Here is a 24,585-nt window from a genome sequence, read left to right as displayed (position 1 = left end):
AATGTCTGAACTTCTGCTTGAGCTTCTGTCGGAGGAAATTCCGGCGCGCATGCAATTGCGTGCAGCGGAAGATTTAAAGCGCCTTGTTGTCGACGGGCTGAAGTCTCGCGGCCTCGAAGTCGGCGACGCGCGCGCCTATTCGACGCCGCGCCGGTTGACGCTGGTCATCGACGACGTGCCTCACGGTTCGCCTGCCATTTCGGAAGAAAAGAAGGGACCGCGCGTCGGTGCCCCTGAACAGGCGGTGCAAGGATTTCTGAAGTCCGCCGGTCTCGCGTCGGTCGAAGACGTGACGATCGTCAAGGACGAGAAGAAGGGCGACTACTACGTCGCCAAGATCGAAAAGCCCGGCCGCGCCGCGCCTGAGATCATTGCCGAGACCGTGACGGACGTTGCGGCCAAATTCCCATGGCCGAAGTCGATGCGCTGGGGGGCTTCGCCATTCCAGTGGGTGCGGCCGTTGCAGTCGGTGCTGTGCTTGCTTGCTGGCAAAGTCGTGCTGTTCGAAATCAACGGCATCGCTTCCGGTCAGGAAACACGAGGCCATCGCTTCCTCGGCTCCGGTCCGTTCAAGGTCAAGAACTTCGCCGACTACGAGGAAAAGCTTAGCAGCCACCACGTCATGCTCGATCCGGCGAAACGCGTCGCCGTGATTTCCACGCAGGCGCACGCGCTGGCCAAGGAAGCGAAGCTCGAACTCGTCGAAGACGAAGCGCTTCTGGCCGAGAACGCCGGTCTGACCGAATGGCCCGTCGTGCTGATGGGCTCGTTTGAAAAGGCGTTTCTCGAAGTTCCGGGCGAAGTCCTGACGACGTCGATGAAAACGCATCAGAAATGCTTCTCGCTGCGCGAGCCCCGATCAAAGAAGCTCGCCAATAAATTCCTGCTTGTGTCCAACCTCGTCGCCAAGGACGGTGGAGCGGAAATCGTCTCGGGCAACGACAAGGTCATTCGCGCCCGGCTCTCGGACGCGAAGTTCTTCTGGGAGCAAGACCTCAAACATCCTCTGGGAGAGATGGCGGGTAAGCTCGCGGACATCACGTTCCACGAGAAACTCGGTAGCCAGAAAGATCGCGTCGAGCGCATCGAGCAATTGGCGTTCGAATTGGCTGGCGCCTGCGATGCCGTGCCGGAAGACGCGCGCCGCGCCGCCGGTCTCTGCAAGGCCGATCTCGTTTCCGAAATGGTCGGCGAATTCCCTGAGCTACAGGGCTTGATGGGCCGCTACTACGCCGAGCACGTCGGCACCAAGCCCGAGATTGCCCGCGCGATTGAGCTTCACTACAAGCCGAAAGGTCCGACCGATGCGGTGCCGCGCGCGGATCAAGGTGATGCCGTCGCAATCGCAGTGGCACTTGCCGATAAGCTCGACACCCTCGTCGGCTTCTGGGCCATCGGCGAAAAGCCGACCGGCTCCGGCGACCCGTACCAGCTCCGCCGCGCCGCGCTGGGCGTCATCCGCATCGTGCTGGAAAATGATCTCCGGCTCGACCTATTGCGTATAATGGCTCGCGCAGTTGAGCCGATAATTCCGAATCTGATCGCTGTGAATAAAGGACAGATAGAATCGTATCGCGCTTATCCAAATGTTCCTGCTCATGCTGGCTATTATGACTTGGCCCAGCGGTTAGAGATCGAGAATCGTCGGCTTCTCGATTATCCGCCGGGCGAACGCGTTCGCAGGATGAAAGAGATCAGCTCTGACCTCCTCTCCTTCTTCGCCGACCGCCTGAAAGTCTTTCTCAAAGACCAAGGCCAGCGCCACGACCTGATCGATGCCGTGTTCTCGCTCGGCGGCCAGGACGATCTCGCCCTGATCGTCAAGCGCGTCGAAGCCCTCGACGCCTTCCTCAAAACCGACGACGGCACGAACCTGCTCGCAGGCGTCAAGCGCGCCGCCAACATCCTGTCGATCGAAGAGAAGAAGGACAAAAAATCCTACGCCGGTTCCTACGATCTCGCGCTTCTGAAAGAGAAGGAAGAAACCGCGCTCGCCGCCGCTATCGAAGCCGTAAAGCAGGACACGACCTCGGCGATCCAGGTCGAAAACTTCGCCGGTGCCATGCGCGCGCTGTCGGAACTCCGCGCTCCCGTCGATGCCTTCTTCGATAAAATCCTCGTCAACGCCGACGACAAGAAAATTCGCGAAAACCGCTTGCGCCTGTTGTCCGAGATCCGCGCCGCGACAGCGACCGTCGCCGACTTCTCCAAAATCAGCGGCTAACGCCCCCGCCCACGCAAAAAAAATCCTCGGGCAAAGAACCCGAGGAATAGAAGTTAGGACGCGTGGAGGAAAACTACGGGAAACAGAATTACTGCGCGGGCAGCATCGCGACCTTCGCCGGAGCGAATGGCTTCAGATCGGGCCGCGTAACGGATTGCGCTTCGGACGAGAAGAATCCCGGTCCGTTCAGGTGGTTCAGCCAATGCACCGTGACGTTGGCGGCATAAGCGAATGTAATGATCGCGATAACGATCCCTACGGAAAGCACCGCGACATAGGCGAGATATTCAGACACGACCAACTTCGCACTCGCAACGCGCGCACGCGGGGCGTTTCTGCGGTTGAGGGGATGGTAGATGAATTTCTGATCCATGATCGCTCTCACTGCGCAGTACGCCGGGGGGGGGGAGCACTTGATCTACGCGTTCCATTGAACTTCGTTACCGTGAGATGGGTTCCGAAAGTCGTTCCGTCCAGATGTGGATAGTCGCGACCAATTCGCAAATTCGCCTATCTTTCTCAAAACGCACTGAAAAAAGAGGGATACGGCTGCCCGGCCTAAGCCTCTGCCGCGGCCGACGCATCCTCGTAGGCTTCCGTCGCCGCCAGCCAAGCGTCTTCCGCGCCCTGTAAATCGCGCGCAAACTGGCCACGCTGCTGGGCGGCGGCCTGGGCGCGCTGCGGGTCGGAGCTGTAGATTTCGGCGTCTCCAAGCACCGCGTCGAGCTTCGCGATCTCCTTCGACAGCTTCTCGACGAGCTTCTCCGCCGCCAGCATGGCCTTCTTCAACGGCGCAAGCTCGGCCCGCTTTTCGGCGGCCACCCGGCGTTGATCGGTCCGCGACGCCCGTGTATCGCCGCCGCCCTCGTCGCGCCGTTCCGATGTCCGCGCCCCGCGCTCTTCGAGCAGAAGCGCACGATAGCTTTCCATGTCACCGTCGTAGGGCGTTACCGCCCCGTTGCGCACGAGCCAGAGCCGGTCGGCGGTTGCCTCGATCAAATGCCGGTCGTGGCTGATGAGGATAACGGTGCCGTTGTATTCCATCAGGGCGCGGATCAGCATCTCGCGGCTATCGATATCGAGATGGTTCGTCGGCTCGTCGAGGATCAGAACGTGCGGGCCATGAAAGGCCGTGAGCGCCAACAGCAGACGCGCCTTCTCGCCGCCCGAAAGCTTTCCGCACGCCGTATCCGCTTTGTCGGCGCTGAAGCCGAACGTCCCGAGCTTCGTCCGCCGCTGTGCTTCCGTACCCTCGGGCATCAACTTCACGATGTAATCGTAAGGCGTCTCGTTCGGCTGCAGGTCGTCAAGCTGATGCTGCGCGAAATATCCGACATCGATTTTCTGCGCGCCGAACACGTGCCCAGAAAGCGGCTTCAACCGGCCTGCGATCATCTTCGCGAGCGTTGATTTGCCATTGCCATTCTGTCCAAGCAGCGCGATGCGATCGTCGTTGTCGATGCGCACATCGATCCCCGATAAAATCGGATGTTCCGCCTCGTAGCCCGCGCTCGCCTTCTCGATACGCAACAGCGGACTGGCGATGATCTTCTGCGGATCGGGAAAACGAAACGGCACGACGCGATCGTCGACCTGCGCCGCGATCGGCTGCATCTTGGCCAAAGCCTTGACGCGGCTCTGCGCCTGCGACGCCTTGCTCGCCTTCGCTTTGAAGCGATCGATGAACGTCTGTAGATGCCGGCGCTGCTCGTCCTGCTTCTTCATGAGTTTCATTTCGAGCCGCTGCTTCTCGCGCCGCGTCTCTTCGAAATCGTCGTAGCCGCCCGCATAGAGCGTCAGCTTGCCCTTGTCCAAATGCAGGATCTCGGTCACCGCGCTATTCAAGAGATCACGATCATGACTGACGATCACCACCGTATGCGGATAGTTCCTCAGATGGTTCTCAAGCCAGAGCGTGCCTTCGAGATCGAGATAGTTGGTGGGCTCGTCGAGCAGCAGAATGTCGGGCTTCAGGAATAGGATCGCGCCGAGCGCCACGCGCATGCGCCAGCCGCCCGAAAATTCGCGGCAAGCGCGCGCCTGGGCATCTTCGTCGAAGCCGAGACCCGATAGAATGCGGGCGGCTCGCGCCGGTGCCGAATGCGCGTCGATGTCTGTGAGCCGCATCTGAATTTCGGCAATGCGCTCCGGGTCCGTGGCGGTCTCGGCTTCGGCAAGAAGCCCCGCGCGTTCGGTGTCGGCCGAGAGAACCCAGTCGAGCAGGCTGTCGTCGCCGCCCGGCGCTTCCTGCGCCACATGGCCGAGGCGCGCATTGCGCGGAATGGAGATCGAGCCGTCATCGGGTGAAATCTCGCCCTTCAGCAGGCGCAGCAGCGTCGACTTGCCCGCGCCATTGCGGCCGACGAGGCCGACCTTGTGGCCGGACGGAATGGCGGCCGTCGCCTGATCCAAAATAGGCCGGCCTTCGATGCGGTAGGTGAGATCGTTGATGTGCAGCATGGGATGGCGATAACCCGTCCGCCGCCCGCTGTCACGGCGTCAGAGCGTAACGCCGAAACGGGCCAGCAGCGCCGCCATCAGCAGGTAGGCCGCGAACGTCAGCGCCGAGGCGATCGTGAGGCTCAACCAGAAGTCGAGACCCCGCGCGAGCAGCATCGGCAAGGCCAGGAACAGCACCAGCGACGGCAGCACGTACCAGAAGATGCTCGACGACAGGCTTGCGATTTTGCCGGCGTCCCCCGTCTCGCCGTAAAGCCAGATAAACGCCAGCAGCGAGGTCAGCGGCAGGGAGGCAAGGACGCCGCCGATAACGGTTGAGCGTTTCGCCATTTCGGAAATCGCAACGACCAGGGCCGCGGTTAGGAGAACCTTGACCGCGGTGTAAAGCATCTCAGCCCGACACGACAGGCTTCAAGGTTTCATACAGCAAGCGGTCGCGGACGGCTTTGTCTTGTACCGCGAGATGCGCGACGAACCACTCCTGCACCATCTTGCAGACCTGCTCGGGCTCGCGCTTCGCAAGCAGCTTCGGATTCGAGAAGACCTGAAGATCTTCTTCCTTCCATCCGAGCTTGCCGAGTTCCTTGATCAGCATGTCGTAGTCGCTTTTCACGGCGGAGTCGTGCTTGACCGGGTTCCTCGTGCCTTCCGAGATCGCTTCGAAAACGGCATCGGCTTGCGCGTTCAGCGCCGTCGCCGTTTCCGGATGTTCCATCGTCTGAACAACAGCAGGGCTTGTCTCGCCCTTCGAGATGAAGCCGAAGCACGCGCTGACGCTTTGCGCTCTGAGCGACTTCAAGTGATTGAGAAACGCTTCCGCGATGGCCTGCAACTTCTCCGAACTTGCAGCCAACGCCTTTTCAGCATTCTGGCGCCGCAGGTTGACGAGGCCCTGTGCCAGCAAGGTGGCGACGTCGTTATCGCTCTTGTTCTCGGCAACGAGGCCGTTCGCGGTCGTGATCTCGGACGTGTACCAGTCGGGATATTCCCGCTTGATGAGCGCCCACACCGGAACGGTCTGCAAGCGGAGATCGAGCGGCGAGCCGTCGATCGATGATGACGCGGGGGGCGTCGGCGATTGTGGTTCGACAGCCGCGACCTGCGTCTGCGCAGAAGGCGGCGGGGAAGACGCGTCGGTCGCTGAGACCGATGAGGTCGTCGTGTCGGCCGCTGGCGGTGCCGACGATACGACCCCGTCGCTAGCCGTGGATGGACCGCCCAATGCCGAAGTCTTTGGCATCGTATCGTCGCTCGTCTGGGCCGGTTTGTCGGTTGATGCCGTCGTTTCCTTGGAAGACGCGTCCGAAGGCGCCGCAACGACGGGCGCATTCTCAGCGCTCGTGCCGCCGGTCGCCCCGGCCACCATGTCCATGATGGCGCCGCGATAGTTGGTGACGGCGAAGGCGCCGCCTCCGATCAACGTGATTGCAATGCCCGCGATAGCCAGCCGCTTGACGAGATTGCGTTCCGGCCGCGGCGCCGCTTCGGCTTCGTACTCGATCCCGCGCGGATCGTGGGCGGCGGCAGCTTGCGGATACGCTGTGGCGCGACTTGCAGCCACCGGCGAGTGCACCGGACCAGATATTTGCTTCGGTTCTTGGCCGAGCGCTTCGAATGCCGTTGGAAACATATTCGGGGCCGATTGCCATTCCGGCATTCCCGCGCGCCAGATCAAGTCGCTGAGACGAAGATAGTGATGCGCGACGAACGTGCGCATCTCGACGTCCGTCAGCGGCCCGTGCTGCTTGCCGTCGCGGGCGATGTACCACTGAATTTCGTTGGTCTGTGCCGTCATCATCGCTTCTTCGCACACGTAGGCATTACTGCCTAACCCCTCGACCGTGCGCTTTTCGCCGGCCCACACTGTTCATACGTAATTGCGCGCGTCAATCGGGCGATTATGCGGTAAAACTCCACTTTCGCGTGTGACCTGCAACCGAATGCTCGACGTGACGGCGTCGCCGCTTGCTGGCGGCTGTCCGCATCGCTATAAGCCCGCGGAACCCACATAAAATCCGCAAAGCGAGACAGACTTATGGCCATCGAACGCACGTTTTCCATCATCAAGCCGGACGCTACGCGCCGCAATCTCACCGGAAAAATTAACGCCGTGATCGAAAACGCGGGCCTGCAGATCGTAGCCCAGAAGCGCGTCCGTTGGACCCGCGCCCAGGCTGAGAAGTTCTATGAAGAACATAAGGCACGGCCTTTTTACGGCGAACTCGTTGATTTTATGACGTCCGGCCCGATCGTGCTCCAGGCGCTGGAAGGCGAAAACGCCATCGCCAAGTATCGCGAAGTCATGGGCGCGACCGATCCCAAGGAAGCCGCCGAAGGCACGATTCGCAAGCTGTTTGCGGAATCGAAGGGAGCGAATTCGACGCACGGTTCTGACAGCGCCGCTGCCGCCGATCGTGAGATCGCCCTCAACTTCCGGCTCGACGAAATCGTCGGCTAAGCATCGTTGGAATGCTGAGCGGCGTTCCGAGGCTGCAAATTCTCGAGGAGTCCGGCGGTGATTTTACCGTCCTACGTTCGCACCATGGCCCGCTACAATGCTTGGCAAAACGCCAGTGTTTACGGTGCCTGCGATCAACTGAGGGACGCCCAACGGAAGGAGAACCGGGGGGCGTTTTTCGGCTCAATTCACACCACGCTGAACCACATTCTGTGGGCGGATCAAGTCTGGCTGATGCGGTTTGGCGCAGCGCCCCCGCCCGCAAAACACTCGATCGCTGACGGCCTGACGCTCTTCGACGATTGGGATGCTCTGAGTGCGGAACGGCGCCGCTTCGATGCCGTCATCGAGGCTTGGAGCGACGTGGTGCAGCCATCGGCCTTCGAAGGTGATCTGACATGGCTTTCGGGGGCGACGGGCCGCGAGATGACGCAGCCTAAAGCGATGCTCGTCATGCATATCTTCAATCATCAGACGCATCACCGCGGTCAGGTGAATGCCCTACTGACGGGCTTCGGTGTTAAACCCGGCATAACCGATCTGCCGTTCGCCCCCGAAGGCACCTACGCCTAAGCGGGTTGAGACGCGGGGCCGCCCAATGCTCCCAACTCCCGCGCGAACGTCTCCTCGTCGAGTGCGCCTTCCGATTTGGCGATGACGATTGTCGCGACCCCGTTTCCAATCAGGTTCGTGAGCGCCCTCGCTTCCGACATAAACCGGTCGATGCCCAGGATCAGCGCCAGCGACGCGATTGGAACATGCGATGTCGATCCCAGCGTTGCCGCAAGCGTGATGAAACCCGATCCCGTAACGCCTGCGGCGCCTTTCGAAGTTAGCAGCAATACGCCGATGATCCCGAGTTCCTGCCAGATCGACAGTTCCGTGTTGGTCGCTTGAGCGAGAAAAATCGCCGCCATCGTCAGATAGATGCACGTTCCGTCGAGATTGAACGAATATCCGGTCGGAACGACAAGTCCGACGACACTTTCCTCGCAGCCGAGCTTACGCATCTTTGCGATCATGCGCGGTAAAACGCTTTCCGACGACGACGTTCCGAGAACGATCAGCAACTCGGCCTTGATGTAGGCGAGGAACCGGAAGATCGAAAATCCGGAAAAGCGCGCGATCAAGCCGAGCACCCCGAAGATGAAGATCAGGCACGTCAGGTAGAACGCGAACATGAGAAACGCGAGGCTCGATAGCTTCGCGATGCCGTATTTTCCAATAGTGAACGCCATCGCTCCGAACGCGCCGAGCGGAGCCAAGCGCATGATAAAACCGACCATCTTGAATAGGACATCGCTCGCTTGAGCGACGAAGCTCAACATCGGTTTGCCGCGCTCACCGAGAGATTGCAGCGCGAACGCAAATAGCAGCGCGATCAACAAGACCTGGAGGATATTTCCTTCCGCGAAGCCGCTGAAGAACGTGTTCGGAATAATATTGAGGATGAAGCCGACCGTCGTTTCTTCCTTTGACTTTGCGACATAGTTTTCGATCCCCTTGGTATCGAGCGACCCGACGTCGATATTCATCCCGGCGCCTGGCTGCAGAAGGTTGACGACGACAAGGCCGATGACCAAGGCCAAGGACGTCACGACCTCGAAATAGATCAGCGCCTTGAGCCCGACCCGCCCAACTTTCTTGAGGTCGCCCATCGATGCGATGCCATGCACGACGGTCACGAAAATGATCGGTGCGATGAGCATCTTGATGAGCTTGACGAAGCCGTCGCCCAGCGGCTGCATCGCTTCGCCGGCCGCAGGGTAGAGATGCCCCAGAACGACGCCGGCGGCGATCGCGATGAGGACCTGGATGTAGAGGTGGGTGTAGAAAGGCTTTGCCCGCGCCTCAGCGGCGATGGTTTCGTGGTCGTCGTGCATTCAGCGCCCGCCCCAATTGTCTGCGAGGCGATACTTTAATGCGGACTCGCTGAGGCGGATAGGACTTCGCGCCGGGCAGACATCGCACTTCGAAGATTGGATAATCAGTCCGCCGCGAGGGCCACGCCAACTTATGCGTGAATGCTCCTCGAGGCGCTTCTGTCGGCGCGGCGGTAAACGGCGCTTAAGCTGCCGCGACCCAACTTCCTGCAACGAACCCGAAGGCGACGGCATCCGGATTGCGGCGCGCCGTTTCAAGCAGCTTCTCGGGCGATTCAACTTCGAGAGCGGCTGCCGCGCTCCCTTTCGATTTGCGCGGCCAAGCGCCGGTCAATAGGAATACGGGCTTGCCAAGTACGACTGTTCTCACGGACTCCATGGTGAGGGGCCTCCTGGAGTTTGGAACGTATGTGTTTGGTTCGATCGCGAATGTCACGGGGGGAAGTGACACCCAGAATCCTATTAATTTACTAACGTGCTGCGAATATGACAGCATTAATATCCGTTGCAAACCCAGCCCTCTCGCATGCGCGAGGCCCTCTACAACCTTGATTTGCACTTTAGCGAGCATTTTGGCGGCTTAAATGCCCATAACGCAGTGCATCATCGCCTGTGGATAAGTGCGCGAACGCCATTTCCAGCGCTCGAATCAACTTGAATTTCGCAATGTTTCATCTTCGCGAAATAGCCGAATCTGCGCAAACAAAAATGGCCGGAGTTTCGAGCCCCGGCCATTTGCAATTTGATTGAAATTCTTCGGGTCTAGCCCAACTCGTGGATCTTGAACTTCAATCCACCCTTCGGCGTCAGCGTCACCGTCGCATTGAGGCCCGCCGGATTTTTGCCCACGTACTCGGGGCGGAAACGGCGGAGCAGCAGCGACAGCGCCAGCGTATTCTCGACCTGGCTCATGGCGCCGCCGATGCACGAGCGCTTGCCCGCACCGAACGGAATGTAGCTGTACTTCACCTGCTTCTTGGCGTTGCCGGCCATCCAGCGCTCGGGCTGGAAGGACTCGGGCTCCGGCCAGAATTTCGGATTGTGATGCGCGCCATAGCTGAAGATCGACACGCGGTCGCCCGGGTTGATCTTGACGCCGCCGATCTCGTCCTCGGCCGCCGCGATGCGGATCAGGCTCCACACCGGCGGATAGATGCGCATCGTTTCTTGAATGACGGCCCGCGTATAGGCGAGCTTGGAATAGTCCGCCGCTGCCGGCTCGCGATCACCGTAAACTTCCTCGCCTTCGCGGCGAATGCGTTCGGCCATCTCGGGGTGGCGCGATGTCTCGTAAAGCGCCCAGGCAAGCGTCAGGGCCGTCGTTTCGGTTCCGGCCCAAAGATATTGCTTCAGCTCGTCGACCGCCTGCTGCTGATCGAATTCCGGAACGGACGGGTCGTCCACCGCCGCCTGGATCATCGTGAGCAACGTGCGTTCGCGTTCCTCGCGTGGATCGGCGGCCATGACGGCCGGCGGCACGCTCGCCCAGACTTCCATTGCCTTCGCCGGATCTTCGTCCGTCAGCTCGAACACTTCGCCAGCCTGCCGGCGCAAGCGAATGTCGCGATGGTTCATGACGTCGGTGTACGTTTTCACGCACTTGAAGACGACGTGCGGATTGAACGGCATGTCGCGATCGAACAGCGCCTTGCAGATCATATCGGCGGCGAGCGTCCAGGTCTGCTCGACCATTTCGACCGTCTCGCCGGTCTTCGCGAGATCAGCCCAGATCGCCATCTTGGTATCGATCGCGCGGAGAAAGTACGGGATATACTCAGCGAACATATCCGGATGGAACGCCGGCTGTTGCGGCATCCGGATCTTCTGCCAGAGCGCGCCGTCGTTCGTGATCATCGACTTGCCGAAGATCGGCTTCAGGCCGTCGAAATATTTGATGTAGTTGTCGGCTTTGGTCACCAGCACATGTTTGAAATACTCGGGCTCTGAAATAAGCACGACACGTTGGTTGGCCATGTTCACGGGCAGAACCGGCCCATAGCGGTCCATCATCTGCATCAGGATGCGCATCGGGTTTTCCGGATCGCCGCGCAGCAGCGGCGTCAGGTTGAACCAGATGCTCGATTCATCTCCGAGACCCAGGGTGTGGCTGGGGGTCGTTTCCATAGGCATTCTCCATTCGGGACCGGAGGAGCAGTACGCGTATCTGACTCGTGGGCGCTCCCGTGCGCAGTATCGGGCCACGCGCTGCACTTCGGTTCGCCGGATCTCCCTCTCCGGAAGTCATAGAAATACCATGGTTCGGGGGGGGCCTGTCCATGCGACGGCCAGCGCAAGGTAACTAGCAAATGATGCTGTGGATCAGATCCCCGGAGAGTACAGCCGGTTTGTTTCGTTAACATCCGAAGATATAACGACTTTTTCGCCGTCGCGACGTGCCTGCCCTGCGGCGACAAGTCTTAACGCGAAGGGGTAAACTTGGTGTTCCACTTCGAGGATTCGCGCCGCGAGTGTCTCTGAAGTATCACTTGAAAGGACCGGAACCGCAGCTTGAGCGATGATCGGTCCACTGTCCATTTCTGCGCGAACGAAGTGAACCGTGCAGCCCGCGATCTTCACGCCCGCTGCGATGGCCTGCTCGTGGGTGTGCAGGCCCTTGAAGCTCGGCAGCAGGGACGGATGGATGTTGATCATCCGGTCATGCCAATGCGCGACGAATTCCGGTGTCATCAGCCGCATGAAGCCCGCGAGCGCGACAAGCTCGACCCCGGACGTGTCGAGGGCCGCCTGCAGCACGCGCTCGAAGTCCGCGCGCGACGCATAATCCTTGTGATCGATGACGACCGCCGGCAGACCATGCTCGACGGCCCAGGCAATTCCGGCCGCATCCGGCCGGTTCGCAATAACGAGCACAATCTCGGCCGGATAATCAGGCACGCGAGCGGCTTCGACCAGGGATCGCATGTTCGAGCCGCGGCCCGAAATCAGAATGGCGGTGCGTTTTTTCTCAGTCATGACGAGGGTCTAGCAGAGCGGGCTCCGGCGCGCGAGAGCATGTGAGACATGGGGGCAACGACGCCCGGGGTTTGTTAGCCATGGTTTACGACCCATGTTGCAGCAGAGTTTCACCTATCGCATTGTGACAGGGATCGGGGGCCACGATCGCAGGAATTCGCGGCGGAAACGTCAGCGGCGCTTCTGCCGCACGACGGTCCGTTATCTGCAAAATCGGATCGCTATGGCACGCCGGATATCACTTCTCACTGTTGGCACGCTCGGCGACGTCGGCCCGATGATCGCTCTCGGATTGGCTTTGAAGGAAGCCGGCTATGAGGTCAGCCTCGCCGCTCCCGAAGACTTCATGGACTATGTGCGGAGCAAGGGGCTCGAAGCTCGCCGCTGCGGCACCGACTTCTCCAAATTCATGAAAGACGGCGAGATGGCCGAGGTGGCCGGCGCCCACACCCTCGTGACGGTCAAGAAGTGGCTCTGGCCCGGACCGGATATGCGTACGCTGTTCGAGGGCATCCAGCGCGACTCCGTTGCAGCGTGCGCCGACGCCGACGCCATTCTTTTTCATCCTGTCATCTCGGTCGCCGGTGATATCGCGGAAGCGAAGAAAATTCCGGCGATCATGGTCGGCCTCGGATCGGTTTCGCCCTCCGCCGAAAATCTCCTGTCGGTCATTCCGGGAACCGGAATTCCGGCTTGGAATCGCCACGGCTACAACACCCTCGGATTGCAGCGGTTGGCGTATCGCAAGGTCATCGGAGAGATCCGCAAGTCGCTCGGCCTCGGAACTTCGTTTTGGCTGAAGCACCCGCATCGCGTTCACGGCAAGCGCGCGCCGGTGCTCTATCCCGTGAGCCCCGTTCTGCAACCACGCGCGAGCACGGAAGGCGACGAGATCTACTTCACCGGCTATTGGTTCCGCGACGAGGCGCCGAACTGGCGCCCGTCGGGAAAGCTCGCCGAATTTTTGGCGGCCGGCCCGCGACCGATTTATATCGGCTTCGGCAGCATGCCGGCGCTTGGCGTCGAACGCTCCGAAATGATCTTGCGAGCGTGCGAAGCCGCCGGGCAGCGAGCAATTCTCGGCAAGGGGCTCGGCGAATTCGATCGCTTGACGCTCTCCAGCAACTTCCACCTGATCGACCAGTTTGTGCCGCACGATAAACTGTTCCGTGAGGTCAGCGCCGTCGTCCACCATGGCGGCCTCGGCACAACGTCGTCGGCGTTGCGCGCCGGCCGTCCGAGTTTCATCGGTCCGTTCATGATGGATCAGAAATACTGGGGCCGTCGCGTGTTCCAGCTCGGCGCCGGGCCGGACCAGATTCCGATCCAGGACTGGACATTGGACGCACTGACCGAGCGCCTCCGCGATGTCGCGACCAACCCGGACTACGCCGTCCAGGCGGCTGAGATCGGCCGCATCATGCAGCAGGAAAACGGCACCGCTCGCGCCGTCGAGATTATCGAGCGCATGGTTGGCGGCCCGTTGGTCGACGCGCGGCCAAGTGATGCGGACATGCTCCGCAGGATCGCCAGCTGACGGCTAGCTGACCGGCCGCACCGTCGCCCTTGGCTTGATCTGCAGCGATTTCGCCACGCGCGCCTTGATGAGGCGTTTGCCGAGCCCTGCCGCCCGCCGCGCCTGGGTGATGTTGGCCAGGAAGAGATCAGCGACGCGCGACCAGTCATGGCGCATCGCCTGCACGCGCACTTGATCCCGATCGAGCTTCAGCGCCGCCAGCGCCGCCGCCCGGAGGTCTTCGTCAAGGCATCCGGTCACGCCCGGCGTCACCACGTCGATAGGTCCCGTCACCGGATAGGCGGCGACGCCGAGGCCCGAGGCCATGGCTTCGAGCAGCACGAGTCCGAACGTGTCGGTGCGGCTCGGAAAGACGAACACGTCGGCATTCGAATATTCCTGCGCCAGATCTTCGCCGGTCTTTGCGCCGGTGAAGATGACATTCGGGTATTGCCGCCGGAGCAGCCCGAGGATCGGCCCGTCGCCGACGACGACCTTCCGGCCCGGCAAATCAAGATTGAGGAATGCTTCGACGTTCTTTTCGCGGGACACACGTCCAACGTAGAGGAACGTCGGCTCGCCCTTTTCCTCGACCCGTTCTTCGCTTGATCTCGGACGCGGCTTGAATTGAACCGTATCGACGCCGCGCGACCAGAGCATCAGCCGCCGAAAGCCGCGCTCGGATAGTTCGGCCTTGAGCGACCGTGTCGCCACGAACATGCCGATGCCCGGCCGATGAAACCACCGCTGGAACGCATAGCTGATCCATGCCGGCAGGCCCGTATACGCCTCGATGTATTCCGGAAAGCGCGTATGGAACGACGTCGTGAATCGAATGCGCTGACGCAGGCACACGCCCCGCGTCGCCCACCCGATCGGCCCTTCCGTCGCGATGTGGACGTGATCGTAAGCACCCCGTTTCAGAAGCGCCGCCACCTGCGACCGCCGCGCCAAAGCGAGCCTGATCTCCCTATATCCGGGGCAGGGGAGCGTCGCGAAATCGAGCGGCGACAGGATCGTGACGAAATGGCCCGCGGCTTCGAGTTCGCGTTTCAGATTCTCATAGGTGCGAACTACGCCGTTGACCTGCGGTTTCCAGGCGTCGGTTGCGATCAGGATTCGCATCACGCTACCTCGATGTTGAGGCGCTGTTCCTCTGATCTTTGAGGAACGGCGCGATCCGCAAGGTCGCCGAACGGGCCAGAGAGCATGACGAGACGCAGGTCCGAATCTATCTAACGGCGCATTTTAATTGCGCTTCTGATCCCGCCACTTTTCGATTGTGTGACAGTCGGCGGTAAATGCGACGGTAACTCGCAATTTAGCGCATATAAGGCCCCGATGATCGCGCGAGGCGCGTCGTTTCCGCCATTCTCGATATCCGCCGCCACGTCATGTAAGCGCGAATATCGGTTAACTGGCCGTCGGCAAGGCGGGCGATAGGGAGCGTGTCCGCGTCTTGATGGATGATCTCGGCCATGATCCAGCGGTCGGAAAGCTGCGGGCTCGCTCGATCATCGAATGCCGGTCTCGGCATGCGATATTTGATTTCGATGATTTCGCCCACCACGAGGTCGGATGTCTCGCCAGCCATGTGGTCCTCCCGATTGGTTTATTGGTTTACGGGCCGTCAGTAGACCCTGAATTTTTCAGTTCCGTGGCAGTCAATCGCCGCCCGTGTTGCAAGTCGTTAATGCGCGGGGTGAGCACCGGCGGAATTCTGGGCTCCGGGCAGGGGCGCTTCAGCTTGCCGCGTTTTCATCGCCACCCGTTAAAAGTCTGGTAGGCCCGGTTCTAAGGTCTTGATATTGCAACCCAGAGACGCGAGCAGAGACCGCGCCGGATCGCGGAGAAAAGATGCAATGAAAAAGTGGTTGGGCCTCGCAGCCGCCGGGGCCGTGATGGCCCTCGCAACGCCGGCTTGGGCAAATCAGGACGTGCAAACTCTCGCCGACGATCCCGCAAATTGGGTCATCCAGTCGGGGGACTACAGCGGTCACAGATATTCGAAGCTCGATCAGATCAACACCTCGAACGTCGGTGACCTCCGGGTCGCGTGGACGTTCTCGACGGGGGTGCTGCGCGGCCACGAAGGTAGCCCGCTGGTCGTCGGCGACACCATGTACCTCGTCACGCCGTTCCCGAATATCGTGATGGCGCTCGATCTCGCGCATGAGCAAAAGATCCTGTGGAAGTATCAGCCGAAGCAGGACCCGTTCGCCGTCGCCGTCATGTGCTGCGACACGGTCGATCGCGGCGTCCAGTACGCCGAAGGCAAGATCCTGGTCCACACCGCCGATACCTCCCTCGTTGCGCTCGATGCAAAGACCGGCATCGAGGTGTGGAAAGTGAAGGAAGACGATCCGAAGAACGGCGCCTCCGGCACCGGCGCGCCGCTCATCGTCAAGGACAAGGTGATCGTCGGCGTTTCCGGCGGCGAATTCGGCGTCCGCTGCTACATCACGGCCTACGATTTGAACTCGGGGCGAAGGGTTTGGCGCGCCTATTCGATGGGGCCGGATGCCGACATGCTCATCGACCCGGATAATACGATTTCGCTCGGCAAGCCGGTCGGCAAGGATTCTTCTCTCAAAACTTGGAACGGTGACCAGTGGAAAATCGGCGGTGGCCCAACGTGGGGTTACATGGCCTACGATCCGCAGTTGAACCTGCTCTATTACGGCAGCGGCAATCCTTCGACCTGGAATCCGGTCCAGCGCGCTGGCCCCGGCGGCAAGCCGATTGATCAGAAATGGTCTCAGACGATATTCGCGCGCGACGCCGATACCGGCATAGCCAAGTGGGTCTATCAAATGACGCCGTTCGATCAGTGGGATTACGACGGCATCAATGAGCCGATCCTCGCCGATCTCGATTTTGACGGCTTCACGCGCAAGACGTTGACGCACTTCGACCGCAACGGCTTCGCCTACACCTTAGACCGCGTCACCGGCGAGCCGCTCGTCGCCGAGAAATTCGATCCCGACGCCAATTGGGCGACGAAGATCGTGATGGACAAAAGCGATCCTCAGTACGGACGCCCTGTCGTAAATAAGAAGTTCTCGCCCTTCGAAACCGGCACCGACGACGTGACGAAAGGCATTTGTCCGTCGTCGATGGGTTCGAAGAACCAGCAACCGGCATCCTATTCGCCGCTGACGGGCCTGTTCTATGTCCCGGTCACGCGCCTCTGCATGGACATGGAGGCTTTCAAGGTTTCCTACACCGTCGGCCAGCCCTACGTCGGCGCCACACTGACAATGTTTCCGGCGCCCGGCGCCCGCGGCGACACCGGCGCTTTCATCGCCTGGGATGGCATCAAGGGAAAAACGGTCTGGTCGAAGCCTGAGCGCTTTGCGGTTTGGTCCGGCGCGTTGGCCACGGCAGGCGGGGTTGTGTTCTACGGCACGCTCGAAGGCTACCTGAAAGCCGTCGACCAGAAGACCGGCAAAGAGCTTTTCAAATTCAAGACGCCGTCAGGCATCGTCGGCAATCCGATGACGTACATGCACGACGGCAAGCAGTATGTGGCCGTACTGTCGGGTGTCGGCGGCTGGGCCGGAATCGGACTCGCGGCAGGCCTCACCGATCCGGAAGACGGTTCCGGCGCAGTCGGCGGTTTCGCAAGTCTCTCCACGTACACAGGGTTGGGCGGCGCGTTGACGGTATTCGCATTGCCGTGAAGGGAAGCGCCGCGACGGCAATCACGCGAACCGCAGCTTGCCCTCGTACTTCACCGCCCAGGCTTCGCCTTTGCCCTTGGCTTCGGATTTTTCGCCCGTCGGCGGAATGACGTCGCCGATGACGACCGGCTCTTCGCCCGCAGCCGTCAACGCCGCGATGACGTCGCCCGCGCGTGCTTTCGAAACAACCGCGATCATCCCAATGCCGCAGTTGAATGTGCGCAGAAGCTCCGCGTCCGGGATGTTGCCCGTCTTTGCCAGCCACCCAAAAACCGCCGGCACGTCGAATGACGAAAGATCGATCCGCGCCGCGACATCCTTCGGCATCACGCGTGGCACGTTCTCGGAAAGACCGCCGCCCGTGATGTGCGAAAGGGCCTTGATGGCACCTTTCGATCCCGATCCGCCCGTCGCGCCGATCGCGGTCAACAGCGGCTTGACGTAGATGCGCGTTGGCGTCAGCAGCGCTTCGGCCACCGATTGGTTTTGCGAATGCGCGAAGGGCGCCGGCGCATGCCAATCGAGTTTCACGTGCTCGACGAGCTTGCGCACCAGACTATAGCCGTTCGAATGCACGCCCGACGATTTGAGCCCGATCAGAAGGTCGCCAACAGCGATGTCGGCGCGCGGCAGAATTTCGTCGCGCTCGACGGCGCCGACCGAAAACCCGGCGAGATCGTAATCGCCGCTTTTATAAACTCCGGGCATCTCAGCCGTCTCACCGCCGATGAGTGCGCACCCCGCATCCCTGCAGCCTTCGGCGATACCGGCGATAACCTCGCGTGCGACCTGCACGTCGAGCTTTCCGACCGCGAAATAGTCGAGGAAGAAAAGCGGCTCAGCGCCCTGCACGATGAGATCGTTGACGCACATCGCTACCAAGTCGATGCCGATGGTCGAATGCCGCCCGGTGTCGATGGCAATCTTGAGCTTCGTGCCGACGCCGTCGTTCGCCGCAACCAGGATCGGATCGCGAAAACCCGTCCGCTTCAGATCGAAGAGGCCGCCAAAACCGCCAAGATCGACGTCGGCGCCAGGCCGGCTCGTCGACTTCGCCAGCGGCTTGATCGCCGCGACGAGCGCATTTCCTGCGTCAATATCGACACCCGCGTCCGCGTAGGTGATGGATTTCTGTAAATTCTCGTCAGCCGCGGACATCGATCCTCGTCGTCGTTCGCAATGTTGGGTTCAACCGGGGTGCATCCTTGGAACATCGCAGCGGGGAAAGCTTCGGTTAAACTCACTTTTGCCCCATTGCCAACCCGTCATGGGGGTCGTAGCAGCGACTGGACCTGAGAGCAACGAAGCGCTCGCTGGCTGGTTCCGTGGGTGGTCCTCCGGGGCTCGGCTCGTAGGGTCCTTAAGAAATTGGGGGATTAACGGTGCTCGCGGGCCGCTGCCTCGTCATTGCCATTCTGGTTTGGACCGCCGTCGTGGGCCTTCGTGTCGCGCCCGCCGTTGCCGATACCGATGCGCCTTACACGGTTGGGAACTTCCCGGTGGAGGCGACCGCCGCAAATGCCGTCGCCGCCAAGGAACAGGCTCTTGCCGACGGTCAACAGGCAGCTTTCCGGTCGCTGTTGAAGCGCCTCGTGCCGGTGACGGCCTATAAGCAACTCACGCGCTTACAGGGGACCAAAGCCGCAGACCTCGTGTCCGGTATTTCGGTGCGTTCGGAACGTAATTCATCGACGGCTTATTACGCGACCCTCGATTTTTCATTCCAGCCGGACGCCGTGCGCTCGCTTCTGTCGGGCCAGAACATCCCGTTCGTCGACCAGCAGGCGCCGCTGTTGACGGTCGTGCCGGTGCTGCTGCAGGGCAATCCCCCGGCAGCGAGCGGCGATCGAGGGCTTTGGCACCGCGCCTGGTCGGGTCTCGACCTGACGCACACGATCACTCCGGTCGTCGTCAAGGATCTCAAACCATCGATCCAGACGGACACCGTCAACGCGCTCGTCTCCGGCGACGATGGCGCGATGCAGAAGCTAAAGGCCGAATATGGTTCGGGCCTAGTCGTCCTCGTTATTGCCGAGCCCGATGTCGCGGCCAAGAAGCTGAACGTGACGCTCGCCGGCAGCGACGCCATCGGCGGGCTGCTGCTGAAGCGCACCTATCGGATTTCCGATGGCGATCTCGATTACGCCTCGCAACTCGCGGCGGTCGTGTCGCTCGGCATCATCGAGGGCCGCTGGAAGGCAATCAAAAGCGGTGTTTCGCAAGCAGCAGCGACGCCGTCGTCCAATATTCCGGTCTGGGAAGCGTCGACGAGCGGAAACGGCGAGGACGTGACGTTGACTGCCCAGTTCGGCGATTCCAATCAGTGGGATCAGATGCGTGCGCAACTTCTCGATACACCCGGTGTCGATGCCCTGAATATCGGCTCGGTCTCCGAAGGTAGCGCCGATATCTCGCTCAAATATCCGGGGGGCGCGAGAAATCTCTCAAGCGCGCTCGGCACTCGCGGACTGAGCCTGATCAACACGGCCAACGGCTGGGTGCTTCACTCAAGTCGCTGAAAATACATGAAAATATAGAGCGGAAAAAGCGACGCACTGGATCGCCCGGACGTCGCACAGCGCCTATTCTCCGCAGTTGCTCTGCCGCACTGCAAAGGAGGATGTTCTCGACGAGGTAAACGTCGAAAGGTTAGGTTCGCGCCGGCTGGCCATCCGTGATAACCGCCACGGCGTACGGCCAGGATCCAGGGAGAGACGGGGACACATTCGGCGTGAGCATTCCAAATCTGATAACGCTCGGTCGAGTCATCCTCGTACCCGTAGTCTTCTGGCTTTTGCTGACCGGCGAGCTTCAGGCGGCATTTCTGGCCTTCGTCGTCGCCGGCATCTCCGACGCGGTCGACGGATTTCTGGCCAAGCGCTTCAACTGGGAAACCGAGTTGGGGGCTTATCTCGATCCAATCGCGGATAAGCTGCTGATCGTCTGCATCTTCATCGCGCTGGGCGTCACGGCGCGGCTGCCGTCTTGGCTGGTCATCCTTGTCGTATCTCGCGACGTTCTGATCATCATCGCGGTCGTCCTTTCATGGCTGCTCGATCATCCGACGCCGATGAAGCCGCTTGCCATCAGCAAGATGAACACCGTTGCGCAAATTGTTCTCGCCGGAACCGTGTTGGCCGACGAGGCGTTCGCCTTGAAGCTGAAGGGGCCGGTTCAACTTCTGACGCTGCTTGCTGCCGCGACCACCGTCGCCTCCCTCGTTGCTTATTTGCGCGTATGGCTGCGTCACATGACGGATTACGAAACTCCCGGCTCGAAAAGCTGAGCATTTGAGGCCATGCTGTTGCAGGGCTTGGCTATTGGGTGAGGATCTGAATCCATGCATTTTGAGCGCCACGCGCTGTTCTGGACGGCGACGGCGTTGCTTTTCGCCTACATCGTGCAACTCATCGCGCCCGCGCTGCTGCCGTTCGCCATCGGCCTGACGCTCGCCTACTTCCTAAATCCCGTTGTCGACGCAATGGGGAGGATCGGAATTCCGCGCTGGATCTCGACAACCCTGCTGCTCGCCTGCTCGACGTTCGTGATAATCTTAGCGCTGGTGTTCGTCGTCCCGATCCTGTTTCAGCAGGCGGCTGGGCTGATCGAAACCGCCCCCGGTGCGATCCAGCGGCTGAAGACACTGATCGAGACGACCGCGCGCGAAAATCTTGGTCCGCGCTATCCCGAGGCCGAAACGACCGTTCGAAATGCCCTCGATAGCTTCACCACGGCCGTGCCCTCGCTTCTTGCGAGCGTGGCGCAAAGCGTCTGGAGCCAGGGCTCGGCGGCCTACAACTTCGTGACCGTCATCCTCGTCACCCCGGTCGTCTTCTTTTACGTGCTTCTCGACTGGCCGAACATCATGGCCAAGGCAGACTCCTGGTTGCCGCGCGACGAAGCCCCCCAGATCCGTGCCCTCGGTAGAGAAATTGACTCGCGCATTTCCGCGTTCATCCGCGGACAAGGCGTCGTCTGCATCCTGCTCGCGATCTATTACGCCGCTGGCTTCAGCTTCGCCGGACTGAATTACGGATTGCTTGTCGGCGTCGCCATGGGGCTGGCGGCTTTTATTCCGGTGTTCGGATGGTCTCTCGGGGCGATAGCCGCGGTTCTTCTCGCGATCGTTCAGTATTGGCCCGAGATGACGCCGATCCTTGTCATACTCGGCATACTGCTCGGCGGTCAGGCGCTCGAGTCGGCGATCCTTAGCCCCTATATCATCGGTTCCGAAGTCGGCCTGCATCCTGTCTGGGTGATCTTCGCGCTGCTCACGTTTAGCTATCTGTTCGGATTTCTTGGTCTTCTCGTTGCCGTGCCGGTTTCCGCCGCAATCGGCGTGCTCGTACGCTTTGCACTCCGCACCTATCTCGCGTCGTCCGTTTACAAAGGCGAGATAGAAGCCGTGCCGAAGGATGAGCATCAATCCGTTTCATGACCACGACACCAGAACAACTCGTCTTCGAACTTCCGCACCGCGCGGCCATGGGACTTGAAGATTTTCTCGTCTCAGACTCGAATGCTGCCGCCGTAAACCTTGTCGACCGCTGGCCGGACTGGCCGATCGGCGCCGCGGTGATTGTCGGCGCGAAAGGCAGCGGCAAGACCCATCTGGCGAATGTCTGGCTGACTCGGACCGGGGCGAAGGCTTACACCGCCGCCGAAATTTCTCGCGAAGCGGTTCCAAGCATCGCCGCCGCCGGCGCGGTTCTCATCGAAGACATCCAGAATGTCGCCGACGAAGCGGCGCTCTTTCATCTCCTGAACCTCGTCCGTGAGCAGCGGCTGCAGATTCTGCTGACGGCCGATACCGCGCCTGGTGACCTTCCGATTTCTCTTCCGGACTTTCGGTCGCGGCTCAAGGCCTTGCCGCTCGCAACCATCGATCCGCCCGACGACGCGCTTCTGCGCGCCGTTCTCGTCAAGCTCTTCGCTGACCGCCAGTTGAGCGTCGAACCGCACCTGGTTGACTATGTCATCGTGCGCATGGAACGGTCGATGCTGGCGGCCGAGCGCTTCGTGGCGGGAGCCGACCGCCGGGCGCTCGTCCTTCAGCGGCGGGTGACGCGCGCGATTGCCGCTGCCACGCTGGACGCACTCGGCTATTGAATCAGCTTATGAATCAACGGCAGCGCACCCATTCGTCATTTGGGTGTAAACCTACTATATGGATTTCTCGACCGGCTTTCGGAGCATTTTTTCAATATGGCAACTGTGAAAAGCAGAAGTGGCAAGGCAGACGCTCAGTCCGTGCCGCAGGGACCGGACCGCTTCTACAATCGCGAGCTGTCCTGGCTCCAATTCAACCGCCGCGTTCTTGAAGAGGCGGGCAACAAGCAACACCCGCTGCTCGAACGCCTACGCTTTCTTTCGATTGCTGCTGCCAACCTCGACGAATTCTACATGGTGCGCGCGGCCGGCGTGTACGGTCAAATTCGGGCAGGCGTCACGACGTTGTCACAAGACGGCATGACGCCGATGCAGCAGCTCGCGGCCATCAATAAGTTCGCGACGGGTCTTGTTGCCGACGAGCAGATCAATTGGATAACGATCAAGGACGAACTCGCGACTGCGGGCCTCCACGTCCTTCAGCCGCAGGATATCACCCCGCCGCAGCATGCTTGGCTCGAAAAGCTGTTCCTGACCCAGATTTTCCCGATCCTGACGCCGATAGCAGCCGATCCCGCGCATCCGTTCCCGTTCATTCTCAACAAGGCGATGACGATCGCCGTCGAAATGGTGCGCCCTTCCGACGGCAAGACGATGAACGGTCTTATCCCCATTCCCGGCGCGCTCGAACGGTTCATCCGCTTGGCGACCGATCCCGAAAACCCGAAGGACGTGCGCTTCATTCAGCTCGAAAACGTCATCGGCATGTTTCTCACCGAGCTGTTTTCCGGATTCGAGATCAAGAGCCAGGGCACGTTCCGCGTTCTCCGCGACAGTGACATCGAATTCCTGGAAGAAGCGGAAGATCTCGTGCGCTCTTACGAGAGCCAGTTGAAGCGCCGCCGCCGCGGCAACGTCATCAGGCTCGAAATAGATTCTCGCATGCCCGAAAAGATGCGCAAGTTCGTCATCGACGAACTTGAGGTGCGCGATGAAAGCATCTTCGTCAAGGAAGGCATCCTGGCGATGGCTGACACCTCGCAGCTGATCGTCTCCGACCGCCCGGACCTCCTCTTCAAGCCCTTCACGATCCGCTTTCCCGAGCGCATTCGCGAATTCAGCGGCGATTGCTTTGCCGCCGTCCGCAACAAGGACATCCTCGTCCATCACCCTTATGAAAGCTTCGACGTCGTCGTTCAGTATTTGCGCCAGGCGGTCGCCGACCCGAACGTGATGGCGATCAAATGGACGCTCTACCGTACCTCGCGCGATAGCCCGATCATCCAAGCGCTGAAGGAGGCGGTCGAAGCCGGTAAATCCGTGACGGCCGTCGTTGAATTGAAGGCTCGCTTCGACGAAGCCGCGAACATTCGCTGGGCCCGCGATCTTGAAAGTGCGGGCGTACACGTCGTGTACGGTTTCACCGAATTGAAGACCCACGCCAAGCTCGGTATTATTGTCCGCCGCGAGGGCACTGAGCTGACGACCTACTGTCATATTGGCACCGGCAACTACCATCCGCAGACGGCGCGCGTGTATACCGACTTGTCGCTGTTCACGACCGATCCTGTGATCGCGCGCGACGTCACGCGCATTCTGAATTTCGTGACCGGCTACGGCGAACCCGTCGAGCTTGAGCGCATGGCCGCGAGTCCCCACGGCATCCGCAACCGCATCATGACGCACATCGCGGAAGAAATCCGAAATGAGAAGGCCGGGAAGCCGTCGGGAATCTGGTGGAAAGTGAACTCCCTGGTCGATCCGCAGATCATTTCGTCGCTTTATGACGCCAGCAACGCCGGTGTTCCGATCGACCTCGTCGTCCGCGGCATGTGCTGCCTTCGCCCTGGGATTGCGGGCCTTTCAAGCAACATCCGCGTAAAAAGCATCGTCGGCCGTTTCCTTGAACATTCGCGCATTTACTGTTTTGCGAACGGAGAGGCCTTGCCTTCCCCCAAGGCCGCCGTCTACATCAGCTCCGCCGATATGATGCCACGCAATCTTGACCGCCGCGTCGAGGCGATGGCGCCGGTGCAGAACCCGACGGTCCACGAGCAAGTGCTCAATCAGATCATGGTCGCGAATTTGAAAGACAACCAACAAAGCTGGCGGATCAACTCCGACGGCAGCGCGACCCGGATGCAACCGGGTCCGGGGGAGGAAGCCTTCAATGCCCATAAATATTTCATGACCAATCCTTCGCTTTCGGGTCGCGGACAGTCTCTGAAAGAGAGCTTCCCGCAACGCTTCCGCCAGCCCGGTTAGGGCCGGGAGCTTGA

General features: G+C 60.6%; 21 protein-coding genes. 10 read left to right on the top strand and 11 right to left on the bottom strand.

Going from position 1 to position 24,585, the window contains the following annotated elements:
• Position 1: 1 nt before the first annotated feature.
• Positions 2-2,224 (top strand): glycine--tRNA ligase subunit beta, encoded by a 2,223-nt coding sequence (gene glyS, locus WC811_RS10070; protein ID WP_372643881.1) that lies wholly within the window; start codon positions 2-4, stop codon positions 2,222-2,224.
• 88 nt (positions 2,225-2,312) lie between these two features.
• Here glyS and WC811_RS10065 read toward each other — a convergent pair whose 3' ends face one another.
• The 4 genes from WC811_RS10065 to WC811_RS10050 form a co-directional block, all read right to left on the bottom strand.
• Positions 2,313-2,597, bottom strand: a complete 285-nt coding sequence (locus tag WC811_RS10065; RefSeq protein WP_372643878.1) for a hypothetical protein — start codon at positions 2,595-2,597, stop codon at positions 2,313-2,315.
• A 185-nt stretch (positions 2,598-2,782) separates the two neighbouring features.
• Positions 2,783-4,684 carry an ABC-F family ATP-binding cassette domain-containing protein gene (locus WC811_RS10060; RefSeq protein ID WP_372643875.1) on the bottom strand — a complete coding sequence of 634 codons (1,902 nt, stop codon included), beginning with the start codon at positions 4,682-4,684 and terminating at the stop codon, positions 2,783-2,785.
• A gap of 39 nt (positions 4,685-4,723) precedes the next feature.
• Positions 4,724-5,074: a DUF3147 family protein gene (locus WC811_RS10055; RefSeq protein WP_372643872.1), complete on the bottom strand. Its 351-nt coding sequence runs from the start codon at positions 5,072-5,074 to the stop codon at positions 4,724-4,726.
• 1 nt (position 5,075) lies between these two features.
• Positions 5,076-6,479: a GYF domain-containing protein gene (locus WC811_RS10050; RefSeq protein ID WP_372643870.1), complete on the bottom strand. Its 1,404-nt coding sequence runs from the start codon at positions 6,477-6,479 to the stop codon at positions 5,076-5,078.
• Positions 6,480-6,719: 240 nt separating this feature from the next.
• Between WC811_RS10050 and ndk the strand changes: the two genes are divergently transcribed.
• Together ndk and WC811_RS10040 are read left to right on the top strand one after the other, a co-directional pair.
• Complete coding sequence (gene ndk / locus WC811_RS10045) at positions 6,720-7,142, top strand: nucleoside-diphosphate kinase (RefSeq protein ID WP_372643867.1); 423 nt, start codon at positions 6,720-6,722, stop codon at positions 7,140-7,142.
• A gap of 57 nt (positions 7,143-7,199) precedes the next feature.
• Entirely contained in the window at positions 7,200-7,715 is a 516-nt protein-coding gene (locus tag WC811_RS10040; RefSeq protein WP_372643864.1) for a DinB family protein, read from the top strand.
• Here WC811_RS10040 and WC811_RS10035 read toward each other — a convergent pair.
• The 4 genes from WC811_RS10035 to purN all read right to left on the bottom strand — a co-directional run bounded on the left by WC811_RS10035 (position 7,712) and on the right by purN (position 11,998).
• On the bottom strand, positions 7,712-9,025 hold the full coding sequence (locus WC811_RS10035; RefSeq protein WP_372643861.1) for a dicarboxylate/amino acid:cation symporter: 1,314 nt from the start codon (positions 9,023-9,025) through the stop codon (positions 7,712-7,714). The two genes, WC811_RS10040 and WC811_RS10035, sit on opposite strands and share 4 nt — an antisense overlap.
• Before the next feature lie 184 nt (positions 9,026-9,209).
• Positions 9,210-9,404, bottom strand: a complete 195-nt coding sequence (locus WC811_RS10030; protein ID WP_372643860.1) for a hypothetical protein — start codon at positions 9,402-9,404, stop codon at positions 9,210-9,212.
• Between the two features lie 383 nt (positions 9,405-9,787).
• Positions 9,788-11,149, bottom strand: coding sequence for a cytochrome P450 (locus WC811_RS10025; RefSeq protein ID WP_372643857.1), 1,362 nt, complete (start codon positions 11,147-11,149; stop codon positions 9,788-9,790).
• Positions 11,150-11,344: 195 nt separating this feature from the next.
• Positions 11,345-11,998 (bottom strand): phosphoribosylglycinamide formyltransferase, encoded by a 654-nt coding sequence (gene purN, locus WC811_RS10020; RefSeq protein WP_372643853.1) that lies wholly within the window; start codon positions 11,996-11,998, stop codon positions 11,345-11,347.
• Between the two features lie 94 nt (positions 11,999-12,092).
• Between purN and WC811_RS10015 the strand changes: the two genes are divergently transcribed.
• The gene (locus WC811_RS10015) at positions 12,093-13,535 is read left to right on the top strand and encodes a glycosyltransferase (RefSeq protein WP_372643850.1); all 1,443 of its coding nucleotides are present in this window, start codon (positions 12,093-12,095) and stop codon (positions 13,533-13,535) included.
• Positions 13,536-13,538: 3 nt separating this feature from the next.
• Here WC811_RS10015 and WC811_RS10010 read toward each other — a convergent pair whose 3' ends face one another.
• Together WC811_RS10010 and WC811_RS10005 are read right to left on the bottom strand one after the other, a co-directional pair.
• A complete protein-coding gene (locus WC811_RS10010) occupies positions 13,539-14,639 on the bottom strand; it encodes a glycosyltransferase family 4 protein (RefSeq protein WP_372643847.1) in 1,101 nt (366 codons plus the stop codon).
• 196 nt (positions 14,640-14,835) lie between these two features.
• Complete coding sequence (locus WC811_RS10005) at positions 14,836-15,108, bottom strand: hypothetical protein (RefSeq protein WP_372643844.1); 273 nt, start codon at positions 15,106-15,108, stop codon at positions 14,836-14,838.
• Between the two features lie 268 nt (positions 15,109-15,376).
• On the opposite strand from WC811_RS10005, the gene WC811_RS10000 reads away from it, so the two are divergent.
• Complete coding sequence (locus WC811_RS10000) at positions 15,377-17,197, top strand: methanol/ethanol family PQQ-dependent dehydrogenase (RefSeq protein ID WP_372643841.1); 1,821 nt, start codon at positions 15,377-15,379, stop codon at positions 17,195-17,197.
• Between the two features lie 21 nt (positions 17,198-17,218).
• Here the strand turns inward: WC811_RS10000 and purM are convergent, their stop codons facing one another.
• Complete coding sequence (purM, locus tag WC811_RS09995) at positions 17,219-18,355, bottom strand: phosphoribosylformylglycinamidine cyclo-ligase (RefSeq protein WP_372643838.1); 1,137 nt, start codon at positions 18,353-18,355, stop codon at positions 17,219-17,221.
• A gap of 224 nt (positions 18,356-18,579) precedes the next feature.
• Here purM and WC811_RS09990 point away from each other — a divergent pair, with 224 nt between their 5' ends.
• From WC811_RS09990 to WC811_RS09970, 5 genes are all read left to right on the top strand, one after another.
• Complete coding sequence (locus tag WC811_RS09990) at positions 18,580-19,716, top strand: DUF2066 domain-containing protein (protein ID WP_372643835.1); 1,137 nt, start codon at positions 18,580-18,582, stop codon at positions 19,714-19,716.
• Between the two features lie 212 nt (positions 19,717-19,928).
• The gene (locus WC811_RS09985; RefSeq protein ID WP_372643831.1) at positions 19,929-20,483 is read left to right on the top strand and encodes a CDP-alcohol phosphatidyltransferase family protein; all 555 of its coding nucleotides are present in this window, start codon (positions 19,929-19,931) and stop codon (positions 20,481-20,483) included.
• 54 nt (positions 20,484-20,537) lie between these two features.
• The gene (locus WC811_RS09980) at positions 20,538-21,635 is read left to right on the top strand and encodes an AI-2E family transporter (RefSeq protein ID WP_372643828.1); all 1,098 of its coding nucleotides are present in this window, start codon (positions 20,538-20,540) and stop codon (positions 21,633-21,635) included.
• On the top strand, positions 21,632-22,306 hold the full coding sequence (locus WC811_RS09975; protein ID WP_372643825.1) for a DnaA ATPase domain-containing protein: 675 nt from the start codon (positions 21,632-21,634) through the stop codon (positions 22,304-22,306). Before WC811_RS09980 ends, WC811_RS09975 begins: the two co-directional genes overlap by 4 nt.
• Positions 22,307-22,402: 96 nt before the next feature.
• On the top strand, positions 22,403-24,571 hold the full coding sequence (locus WC811_RS09970) for an RNA degradosome polyphosphate kinase (protein WP_372643822.1): 2,169 nt from the start codon (positions 22,403-22,405) through the stop codon (positions 24,569-24,571).
• Positions 24,572-24,585 lie beyond the last annotated feature (14 nt).

It is taken from the genome of Hyphomicrobium sp. (assembly GCF_041659645.1).
GTDB lineage: Bacteria > Pseudomonadota > Alphaproteobacteria > Rhizobiales > Hyphomicrobiaceae > Hyphomicrobium_B.
Note: the sequence above shows the minus strand (reverse complement) of the source record. Positions and strands in the feature narration are given on the sequence as shown.